Below are 10668 nucleotides of genomic sequence, written 5' to 3'. Positions count from 1 at the left end.
CATCCGCTCCCTGATGGGGCTGGTCCATCTGACCGACCGCCATACTTTCGCTGCGGTCAACCAGGCCTGCGCCAAGGCTTCGGCCAAAGGCACGTGGCGTCTGCGCGATGTCAAAGCGCTTCTGGAGGGAAATCACGATTCTTGACCAAAAAGTTGCGAAAATCAGACGGCTGACTAGTTGAATTTGTCGGGATAGGCGATGCGGGCTGATGTCTCAATCCCATCGGCCACACTACTTCTACGCGGCAGGCAAAACGGTTCGGTAAAAGCGTTGGGGAAATCGAACGGTGTTGGTGTCCACCCAAACCGCCTGGCCGACTGTGTAATCGAAAATGTCGGCATGGACGGTTTTCCAGGATTCGAAATCCTCGGAGGCTTGAAGTTCGAATCGCTGGCCGGGATTTCCGAAGATCGCCAACTGGAGGTTTCGATTCACGACTCCATCCGCAACGATCACGGCGGGTATGGCACCCAGGAAGTTGAGGCGGTAGCGTGTGGCCGATTTCCCTGCGCGATCGATCCATTCACCGATCCCGGCGGGAAAGGCGCCCTGATGCACTGGGGTCCAGAGGATGCCATCGCCCGACCCTTCAATGTTGAACATGGAGCCCAGTGGTCCTTCGAATTGGATGCGGATGCCTCCGGTGGTTTCGGCGGAGGTGGACACGAGGCGCGCGGCAACGGGCAGCAGGGAAGCGCGGTAGAAGGGGGTTGCAAACGCGCCCGCGCCCTGGTGCGTGAAGGTGAAGGGTTGGGTTGAAAAACGGTTGGTGTGGAGAGGGACCCAATCGAGCGCGTTGGCGGAGAATTCGAGAACGAAGTCAAGGCCGGAGGGACCTTGGATTTCGATCTTTTGGTCACCGTTGGATTGGCGTGTCGGTTGGCCGACCGACACGACCGAACTGCCCGTCGCGAAACGAGCGACGAAGTTGGCCACGGGATTGCCGTTGAACCGGTGCAGGGTCCAGGAGTTGCCGGTTTTGAGCCAAAAATCATCGAAGCTGCGTCCCATGCTGGGAGGGTTGGCGAGAACCAAGCCCGCCCTGTTTTCGGGGGTTCCGAGAAGACCTTCGAACTGGACCGTCCAGGTGATCGTTTGCGGCGCCTGGATGGAAAAGCCCGAGGCCAGGATCGAATTGAAACCGGAGTAAATAGGATGGGGGCCGCTCTCGTAGGGGAGCGATCCTGGTCCGGGAATGGTTTTTGGCCCCGGGTCGGTATCGGGACCATCGTTCGCGTACAGGCGGAGGCGGAAGGTTTCGCGCCCGGTAGAATCGAATTCTCCGAGGTAGGAAAATCCAAACTCGGTCAGATTGGTTACGGCCTTGGTGAGGCTGACTTCATCCCCGAATTCGTCATTGCTGAAGTAAGTGGTGGCCAGGTAGCTGGACGTGTTGTCGAACACGACCTCTGCGCGCAAGGAGAGCAAGGCGAGAAGACTGGCCAGGGCCACCCCGCAGAGCCCACCGCTCCGTTAATACAACATGGCAGTTTGAGTAGCAGGTTGATTGCCAACTCCAGATGGTCTGAGCACGGAAGGGGAGAGGGTTGCGTTATCGGAGGGTAAAGAAAACGCGGATGACTTCGAGTCATCCGCGTTGAGTTTAAGCATGGAGCGCAGCCCGAAGCTTCGACTACTTGAGTTTGGCCAAAACCTCTTTGACGGCGGCGAAATTGGGCAGTTCTTTGGGCGTTGGCGTTTGTTCGCTGTATTGAACGACGCCTTGTTTATCGACGACGAAGGCCGCGCGGGCGCTGACCGAGCCGAGCCCGATCAAATCGGGGAGCAGCACGCCGTAGGCTTCGGCGGTTTTCTTGTTGAGATCGCTGGCGAGCGTGATGCCGATCTTGTGTTGATTGGCCCAAGCTTCCTGGGCGAATGGACTGTCCACGCTGACGCCGATGACTTCGGCGTTAAGACTGGCGTATTGGGAGAGCCCAGCCGTGATGTCGCACAATTCCTGGGTGCATACCCCAGTGAAAGCCAGGGGGAAGAAAAGGATGACCGTATTCTTGGAACCCAGATTGGCGCTGAGTTTCACATCGGTGAGTCCCGAGGCGTTTTTCGATTTGAGGTTGAAATCCGGGGCTTTGGAGCCAACAGCGATAGGCATAGGTGAGTGAGTTATGGATTGGTTTCAGTTAGAACGAACCTTGTATAATTCGGATTGCGGAAGGTGTCAAACCTGCGGGAGGTTCCCTGATCACCGGGGGTGTATCCCGATGTTGTTGGTAGGGCGGGCCTGTCCCAGCCCGCCGCCCACTGGATGCAAAACATCCTGCTCTGGCGGCGCGCCGGGACGGACGCGCCCTACCTGCATCACCGGCAATATCGGGATGCACCGCTGAGGTACCGGTGCATCCACAGGTTTTCGGTCATGCGCATGGCAGCGCCGGAGCGCGGCGTTTACGCCGCCTCAAGGGGTGTCTGCAAAGGGGCATGGCCGGTTCAAGGGGCAAGGGTGCTGCGAGAGCGTTCAGCAGCGCGGGAGGTTCGGGAGTTTGACCGCCACGCTCTGGCGGCGGTGGAGGAAATGGAGCCAAGCGTCGATGACCGGACGCCGATAGATGCCCGCCAGGGCGCCGGCGTAGAGCTGGAGTTGCGGTTCGTAGCGTGACAACGCAGCGTGCAGTTCCGCGTCATTTCTCACGCGGTCGGTTTTGAAATCCAAAATCCGAATGCGGTCCGGAAGAATAAGGGCTAGATCCACCACCCCCTGGACCACGATGAAACCGTCCTCGTCGGTGAGCCCGGATTCCTCTCCGCTCAGGCCGAGGGAACCGAGTTCGGAAGGCGACCAGCGGTTTGTGAAGGCCAATTCACGCCGCAGTTGGCCGGGGTGAAGGAGCCATTCCTGTCCCAGCGCGCTTTGCCAAAAGGCGGCGATGGCCTCGTAGTCGATGGAATCAAGGGTTTCCTGCGAAATGATGCGAGTGACGGCCAGTTGTCCGGCGAGCTGGCGAAGGACTTCCGCCGAGGGCGCGCCGGATTCGAGGGGCAGGTGTTCCAGCAAGGCGTGCGTGGCCGCGCCGAGTTCCGCGGCACGGACACGTCGGGTGGTTGAAGCAGCGGAACGCGAAGCCGGGCGAGCCTTTGAATCCGCGGGGAAGCGCGGAGTCCAATCCACGACGCGCGCTTCCTCAAGTTGCGCCCGAAGGGCCGAGACCGACACTTTCGCCGTGACTTGAGTGGCGGTTGGAAAGGGATAGTGCCACTGAAGTCGTGCTCGCCACGCGCTGACTTCGGTTTCCGCGGGTAGGATTGGGGGAGCGGACTCGGCGGCTTTCGGGTCTTGCGCCACCAACGAGGTTTCGCTTTCAACGGTCCAGCGGACTCGGTCGCTTTCGCCTTGCGTCGAGATGTGCCATTCGGGTTGCCGGGTCACTCCGGCCATGGCCATGGCCAGCCAATCAAGCGGATTTCGCGCCTTGAGCATGGAAAGGCGATGGCAGGGCTTGGACGCGGTGGTGGCGAGGGAGGAGTATTTGGCGGAACCGCAGAGGAAGAGGTGGTCTTTGGCGCGGGTGAACGCGACGTAGAGCAGCCGCAATTCTTCGGCAAGCATCTCGCCGCGCTGACGCCGGGCGGCCAGCCAGTAGGGGAGGGTGGGGAATGTGATTCGGGCGCCTGGCAGCCGGCCTTTGAGGCATACGCCGTAGGTATCGTCGAGCAGGACCGGTTTTTGCAACGATTCGAAATTGAATCGCGAGCCCAGGCCTGCGACCAAGACGACCGGAAACTCGAGTCCTTTGCTCTTGTGGATGCTGAGCAAACGCACGGCTCCGGGGGAGGCCGGGAATGCGGATTCGGATTCTCGTGAGACTGCACGGCGGGTCTCGATCCACTTCATGAATCGATGCAGTCCCTGGCCGCGCAGCGGATCGAAGCGGCGCATCAAGTTCAGCAGTCGTGGCAACGCGGCGTCGTCGGCGGCGGGCAAGTGGCGGGTGCGCGTCTCATAGGCGGCCTCGTCCAGGATGGATTCCAGGGCTTCGGAGACGGGGTTGTCGCGCATTTGGCGCCGCCATCGGTCGAATTGGTTCAAGAACGCAATCACTTTGGCTTGGGCCGACGCGATGTCGTCGAGTAGCGATGGGCCGGATGCCTCAGGCGGCGGGCTGAAAGAAAGCGCGGGATGCTGAGCTGCGAGCGATTCAGCCAAGTCCCGGCTCGCGGAGGGAAATCGGCGCAACGCGGTCCAGTAGGGTTCTCGTGGTGTGGCCGCCCGAATCAAGGCCAGATCGGAGTCTGTAAACTCAGCCAAAGGAGAACGCAGCACCGCGAGCAACGGGATATCCTGCAGAGGATTGTCGAGGACGGCGAGCAGACTGAGGGCATCCATGATCTCGGACGTTTCGAAAAAGCCCTCCTTGTTTGCGGACAGTGGGATTCCCGCTTCGGCAAAGACTTGAGAAAAGGCCCAACTCCCGGAACGCGGGGAGCGCAGCAGAATGGCCACATCGCCCCAATCCATGGGGCGTTCGCGACCCAGGCCGTCATCCCAGACGAGCAAACCGTTTGCGCGAGCCTGCTGGAGTTTGCCGAGGGCGAACTGCGCTTCGGCGAGCCAGGGTTCCAGGAAGTCCGTCGGGCTGGGATCCTGATCGGGGTCCGAGGAGGCATCCAAAATCCAGAGGGAAGCGCGGGCGGAGGTGGTGGCCGAAGCGAGGCGATACGATCTTGTCTCGGGGCTGCCAGCCTGAAGTTCCGCCGAGGCAGGGTAGCGCGAGGCATCGAGTCCCGCGTTCATGCATTGGGAAAAGACGGCGTTGACGAAATCCAGGATGCGCTGATGGCTCCGAAAATTCTCACTCAGGAAATGAGTGGCGCCGGAGCCGGCGGATGTTTTCCAACGTTTCTCGTAATCGAGGAAGATCCGCGGATCCGCCTGGCGAAACCGATAGATGCTTTGGCGGGCATCCCCGACCAGGAGGCGGTTGCCGGGTTTGCCTTCGTGGGAGAGCGCTTCGATGATGCGATCTTGAGCGGCGTTGATGTCTTGAAACTCGTCCACGATGACCTGGTCGAATCGGTCGCGCCACGATCGGGCCAGCGGGGTGAGTTGGCCGTCACGGGGGTTCCACAAGAGCGAAAGGGTCAACTGCTCAAGGTCCTGGAAATCGAGGGCGTGCCGTTCGCGTTTGGCTCGATCGAAGGCTTGGGTAAAATCGCGCGTCATCGCGATGAGTGCCAGGGCCCTCGTGGTGCATTCCCCGGCGGCGGGAAAGCCTTGCGGATCGGCGAACTGCCCTCGCCAGAATTGAGCCCCCTCGATGATGTCGCGAATCCGATCCCGGCACCGCTTGGCCTGGCGCTTGGGCCAGGCTTCGGTGGCTTCGAATTGGACGAGAGCGGCCAAAGCGGCGGCGGGGGGGACAGGATCGTTCAGACAGGATTGAAGCCGGCCCTGCAGGAGGTCTCGTTGGGGAAAATCCGGTTCGAGCCCGTCCACCAACTCGAGCATTTCCGAGGTCCATTCCTTCAGCCCCACGCGAGCCCACTGGGACCATGCCTCGGTGCGAACGTCCGGGCTTTGGAGCTTTTCCGCGTGACGAAACCAATCGTCCGGATGGGGAAGGCTTCGCGCGTGCGCGTGGATTTGTTGGATCCACGGCCAGAGATGATCAGCATCCCCGCCGAGCTCGCGTAACAAGCACCGCCAGGCGGCGTCCTTCGCTTCTGGAACCCGGAGTTTCGATTCGAGAAGATCCGAGAATGTCTGCCGGGCCAGTGTGTCGCTTTCTGGCCCGTCGAGGAGGGCGGCCCGGGATTCGATGCCCAGGGTGTGGGCGTTATCGCGGACGATACGGAGGCAGGCCGCGTGGAGCGTGCCGATCATGGCAGAATCGAGCAGGGCCAACTGCTCCTCGATGAGCTGGGCTGAGGCGGTCCAGGCTTCTCGAGCAGCCTCGAGCCCTTCGCGCAAGCGCTGCCGCATTTCGGTTCCCGCCGCCTCGGTGAACGTGACCATCAACAGTCGTTCGACGGAGAGCCGGGGTTCGCCCTGGAGAATACCTTCCAGGCAGCGCTTCACGAGCGTGCTTGTTTTCCCAGCGCCCGCGCCGGCAGAGACGAGGAGATCCCCGCGATGCCGGATGGCGCGTTCCTGGGCTGGGGTGGGGCGATTCATGACGGCGGGGACGATTTCGCGCGGCGCTTCGATTTCGGTTCGACGGGTGGCGCGGAAGTTCCGGCGGGATCGGTCGATGTTTCCCTGGTCTTCAGTGAGCGAAAGGTATGGCGGACGGGATCGATGCGGCAGACGGGCTGAAAGTCGCACCGTTCGCAAGCGGTGGTGGAACCCTCGCGATAGGGATCGAGCCGGATCTCGCCCGCGTAGATTCGATTCCCGAACTCGCGCAGCTTGGTTTCGACATGACGGAGCATGGTCTCGAAGGGATGGGCATCGATCGGATCGGAGAATCGTCCGTCGATCTTACCCTCCGCGTCCGCCTTAAAGTTGAAGAGTCCCGCCTCGCTGTTGTCACGGTCCTGGCTCAGGGTTCGCGCCCATTCCTTCAGGAACCGCCCGTAATGGCGGTAGGATTTCCAGAGCGGTTGGAAGGGGTCCGCCGTCTCGGCGCCGGGATGTCCGTTCTCCCATTCGCCCTTGAGGTTTGCATAGAAGCCTCCCACCGGCGCGCATCGATCGAATGCGCCGGCACCTTCGCGAGGTTGAAGATGCTTCAGGACCGCCAGGTAAGCGGCGAGTTGGAGTTGCACGCCGGCGGCGAAGAACGGGGACTTGAACTTGCGTATGGAAATTTTGTAGTCCACGACGACCGCGGGGATGGGCTGGCCTGGAGCGGCGGGACCCAAATCGATGCGGTCGATTTTACCCCGGAATTCGAGGCGGCGTCCTCCGTCGAGTTCGAGTTTCCAAGGGTCGTACGGATCGCCTTCCCGTCCGAACGAGGTTTCGACGAGGGTGGGTTCGAAGCCATAGTGCGGCATCCATCGCAGGAAGGCTTCGATCCAGTCCTTGAGCGTTTCCACGAGGCCTTCGGCCCGGGCGCGAGTGGTGGGGGTGGCGGCAAACCGTCCTCCGCCGGAACGAGGAAGGCGGGCGTCCGCGAGTTCCTGCATCCATCGGCGGCCTTCTTCGGGCGAGACGTTTCGCCAGGCACCGCGGCGTTCGAGGGCCAGGTGATGCCAGGCTTCGAGCAGTTCGTGTTGCAGGTTGCCGGCCTCTTTGAAATCGATTTCGAAGTGCCGGCGTTCCCGCGCGCGCAAACCCGACTCGACGAAGAAATGAAAGGGGCACTCCGCAAAACGTTCCACCCGGCTGACCGACGTGCGCAGGGGTTCCCCGTAGAGCGCGGCGGCGGTGATGGGAGTGAGCTCGGTTTGGGCCGGAGGATGGAAGGCCCGCCAGGCTTGAACCGAAGGGCCCAGCTCGTTCCATCGTTCAAGGAGTTGCCGGTCACCGCGTGCCAGGGCGGGAATGCAGTCCTGAACCCGGGCTGCCTGCCACCAGGGGCGAACCGGCGGGGGATGCTCGGGTCGAAGGCCTGGCAGGAGGCGCTGGAGATGGGACACGAACGGAGAGGGATTGAGCGGCTCCCCTTCGGAGCTCTTCTCGGAAAAGGTCATCCAGAGGCTTTCCCTGGACCGTGTGACGGCGATGTAGCCGAAGAACCATTCCAAGCCGATCTGGGTTCGAATCCCTCCGCGAAGCCGTGCGCCGTGGCCTTCGAGTTCCGCGCGGTCCGATTCGGAAAGGAGCGTTGGCGGGACCGGTCTGCGGGGAAAGAGGCCCTCGTTGAGTCCCAAGACCACGACGGTCTTTACATCGGGATTGCGGGCGCGATCCACCGCTCCCACCAGCACCTGATCCAGTGCGGGAGGGATCAGGCCCGCAGTCAGCCCGCCTAGCCCTGTCTCGACGATCGGCAGCCACGCGGGTGGCGCGAGTTCGACGCCTGTGAAGCCCAAGGACAGGTCCTGGAGCCAGGCCTGCACTTCACGCCAAACGGTGGACCATCGGGCGGCCCTCGACGAAGTCTCCTCCGGACCGGACTCTTCCTCATGAGATTGAGCATCGAGGTGGAGTTGGGCCCACAACGCCTGCAATCCATTCGCGAGAGTGGGTCCATCCAGGGTGGGAGCCTTCAGCAGGTCGGCGAAGTCGAGCAGCGGCGGCAGCAGTCGGCGGCGGAGGTTTTCGACGCGATCGGCCAGATGGGGTTCGTCCTTGAGTTCGAGCCGTTGGCGCCAAAGGTCCCCCTGCCATCCGCGGGCGAGGATTTCAGATTCCAGCCAATCGACCTCTTCGCGCGATACTTCGAACAGCCCGGTTTTGAGGGCACCCAGCAGATCTTCCGATTTTATGCCGAAAATGCCAAAGCGGAGGGCGGCCCGGGACAATTCCAGGAGCGGATGGTGGGCGATCGGCTCGCGTCGATCCATGAAGAACGGGATGCCAAACCGCCGCAGCACGCGGCGCAGCGGGGCGTGATGCGACTCGAGATCACGGACCAGCAACGCGATGTCGCGGAAACGCCCCCCTCGATCCCGAACATGATGAAGAATGGCGCGCGCGGCTTCTTCAGCTTCGGCTTCCGGATGCGCGCATTGCAACAAGCGCACCGACGAAGGCGCGGCCTGATTCAAAGCGGAGCCAAAGTTGGAGTCCGGTGACAGGGAAACTTCGGGCTGCGGAGCGGTTGTGTCTTCCTTCGCGAAGGCTTGGCGAGGGCGGGAAAGATCGCTCCAGCGGCGCTCGATTTCGGCCAATTCGGGGGCGTTCGTGAAGCGGCTGGTTCGGCCGGATCGGGCAAGGGTTTCCGATTTCAGGTCGAGTCCCTCCACAGACTGGATGCGGTGCAAAAGTTGCCGGCAGGCTTGGGCCATGGCTGACCAAGTTGAAAGCCAGGTGGGCGGCGCTTCGGGTGAATGTTCGAGGCAAAAGGCGAGGGTCGATTGGCGGGCGCGAGGCAAGAGGATGGAAAGCAGCTCGATTTCCTGCGGCGTGAGGTCCGCGAATCCATCCATCCAGACGCCTTCCAATGCGAAGGGTAGACGCGCGGGATCGGAGGATCGCAAACGCTCCGCGGCGAGTTCGAGGCGATACTCGGCATCGCGCAGTTGGCGGTCGTCCAGCCACGACCGGTAAGATTGCAGGAGAAGCGCGAGGTCGAGGATTTTCTCGCGCAACGGCGAGGGCGCTTGGGCGGCGATCTCCGACAAGCGCCCGGAGTTGAGGCGGGCGTGTTGCAATTCGCGCAGGGCGCCGCTGAGTTCGGAAGCGAATCCGGGAAGACGGGCACTTGCGCAAAAGAAGCGCAACTCGGATTGATGCCGCGTCAGCAGAGCTCGAAGAACCATGCCTCTTCCTTGTTCGGAGAGGAACCCGGTGGAAGGTGTCCCGAGTTGACGCAGAATCCAGTCGGCCAAACGTTCGAAGGAGACGATCTGCAGCCGGGTGTAACCGCGGAGGCCAGGCTCGGAGAGGATGCTGCGTTCCCATTGATAGGTGGCTTGGCGAGGCACGAGGAGAATCATCGGCAGCCCCTCGGGGTCTCGCCGCAGTGCATCCACGATTTCGCGCTGGCATCGCCACGTCTTGCCAGACCCTGCGGGACCAAAGAGCAGCGTGACGCAGGAAGGCGAACGCGGGCCGGTTGGGCGGGGATACTCCATGCTTGGCAATATTCGGCCTTCGCCGTGCAGCCGACTTAAGGTCTCCGTGGTGGAGCGGGGCTCATCAGGAAGGCCATCAGATCTCGCGTTTCTTGCTCTGTCAGTTGTTCGAGAATGCCCTCCGGCATCATGGAAAGCGTGGAGAATTCCTCCTTGGCAATGTCGGTTCGATCCACGGTGGCGGATTGGCCGGCCATTTCCAGCGTCAAAGTTCGAGCGCCCCGGCCCCGGACCACACCCGTCAAGGATCGCCCGTCCTTGAGGACCAGCGTCGTCTGGCGATATTCCGCGGGCACGACGGCGCTAGGGAAGAGGATGTTTTCAAGAAGGTAGTCCAGGTTTTGCCTTCCTGAGCCGGTCAAATCCGGGGCCAGACTCGTACCCACGTCGAAGAGACGGTGACAACTTCCGCAGGCGCGGACATAGACTTGCTCTCCTGCTCGGGCTTCCCCGGATCGTCCCTCTGAAGGAAGGAGCCGGGCGCGCCATTTCGCCAGGGCTTGGCCCCGTTCCTTTTCGTCCACGCTCTGGACGGTCCCCCACACTTCCGCGAGTTTCTGAGTGAGGGCGTCATTCCGGAAAGCGCGGATGTGAGCGGCGTGGGCGGGACTCAGGTCGGTCTTGCGAAACGCCCCCGAGCTCATGGCCTGCAACACGCGGGACGCCCACGCGGGACGGGACAGGAGGGCGTTGAGAAATTCGGGGCGCTCGTGTCCGTAGAGCTTCGGCCATTCCTCGAGCAACCGGGTAGCGACGGTGTCGTCATCGAAGAGCGCCATCCCGCGGGCGGCTACCGCCGAGAGGTCGCGCGTTCCCAGGAGCGATTCGCACACCGCGCGCAGATCCGGGCTGCGTGCTTCGATGAGGGACCGCAACGCGGCCCGTCGGCGGGGAAAATCCGCGGCGCCACTCAAGGCGACTTTCCTAATCTCCGCCAGCGCCCGTCCGTCCCCAAAAAGCGCGTTGAGGTCCTTCACCCTTGTCCTGATCGCTTCGAGGGGATGATTTTCCCATGCTTGGGCCCA

5 protein-coding genes are annotated in these 10668 nt (G+C 62.2%); all 5 read right to left on the bottom strand.

From position 1 onward, the window contains the following. Positions 1–238 precede the first annotated feature (238 nt). Positions 239–1429: a hypothetical protein gene (locus FJ404_18230; protein ID MBM3824790.1), complete on the bottom strand. Its 1191-nt coding sequence runs from the start codon at positions 1427–1429 to the stop codon at positions 239–241. A 205-nt stretch (positions 1430–1634) separates the two neighbouring features. Next, on the bottom strand, positions 1635–2114 hold the full coding sequence (locus FJ404_18225; protein MBM3824789.1) for a redoxin domain-containing protein: 480 nt from the start codon (positions 2112–2114) through the stop codon (positions 1635–1637). A 363-nt stretch (positions 2115–2477) separates the two neighbouring features. Next, entirely contained in the window at positions 2478–6131 is a 3654-nt protein-coding gene (locus FJ404_18220; protein MBM3824788.1) for a hypothetical protein, read from the bottom strand. After that, on the bottom strand, positions 6128–9643 hold the full coding sequence (locus tag FJ404_18215; GenBank protein MBM3824787.1) for a hypothetical protein: 3516 nt from the start codon (positions 9641–9643) through the stop codon (positions 6128–6130). The genes FJ404_18220 and FJ404_18215 overlap by 4 nt, the downstream gene beginning before the upstream one ends. Before the next feature lie 35 nt (positions 9644–9678). After that, a complete protein-coding gene (locus tag FJ404_18210) occupies positions 9679–10620 on the bottom strand; it encodes a c-type cytochrome (GenBank protein MBM3824786.1) in 942 nt (313 codons plus the stop codon). Positions 10621–10668 lie beyond the last annotated feature (48 nt).

The sequence above is a fragment of the Verrucomicrobiota bacterium genome, from assembly GCA_016871495.1.
Classification (GTDB): domain Bacteria; phylum Verrucomicrobiota; class Verrucomicrobiia; order Limisphaerales; family VHDF01; genus VHDF01.
The sequence above is the reverse complement of the archived record's forward strand: the minus strand, read 5'-3'. Positions and strand labels throughout refer to the sequence as shown.